The organism is Vibrio sp. 03_296, from assembly GCF_002265885.1.
This window is the reverse complement of record NZ_NPKW01001006.1, coordinates 1-765: the sequence shown is the minus strand read 5'-3', so window position 1 is coordinate 765 and position 765 is coordinate 1. Positions and strand designations below refer to the sequence as shown.

1 pseudogene is annotated in these 765 nt (G+C 40.1%); it reads right to left on the bottom strand.

The features are described 5' to 3' along the window. Positions 1-346: pseudogene (locus tag CIK04_RS29480) on the bottom strand (quinone-dependent dihydroorotate dehydrogenase); the annotation flags it as partial. Positions 347-765 lie beyond the last annotated feature (419 nt).

The window sequence follows — 765 nt, the reverse complement described above, 5'->3', positions numbered from 1 at the left end:
TGAAACCCATACGGTTAATGATTCCTTCCGCACCTACTAAGCGGAACAAACGTGGTTTATCATTTCCTGATTGTGCTCTAGGTGTAACGGTACCAACTTCAACAAAGCCGAATCCCATTGCGTCAAATGCTTCGATACACTCACCAATTTTTATCCAGACCAGCCGCAAGGCCAACTGGGTTTCGGAAAGTGAGTCCCATGCATTCTACTGGTCGATTTGGGAGTTGTTGACGATAGAAAAGATCAATTGGTGTGCCGGTAAAGCGTTTGAAGTTTTGGATAGCGAGATCGTGTGCCTTTTCTGCATCCAATTGAAAAAGCCAGCTCTGGCAAGACGGTAAAGCATTGTGCCTCCGAAAGAAAAAAGCCCCGTGTAAACGGGTTGGCTATTATTTACTTAAAAGAACAACATTTCAAACAAAAATACGTACAAAGATATTGATATTCCAAATGCATCATTCGATTAAATTGATTTAAAACAGATGGTTAATGTTTTTATTTATTGAAAGTTAGTGAAAGGCATGAGGAATGGTAACGAATTGCCAGCAATCAAAAAGTGACAACGCAACTTATTGTTGGTTGTTTTTGCTCTTCAATATAAAAAAGCCCCATCTAAGGGGCTTTTTCATGTCAGAGACTCAAAACATTAACTATTTGAGCTGCAATTTAAGTTGAGAAGAACCAGTTCTCTCAATGCGACCGAGAACTTGGCAAACTCATGCACACTACCCACTTTGAACTCGTTGAGAATGCTTTCCCAACGAT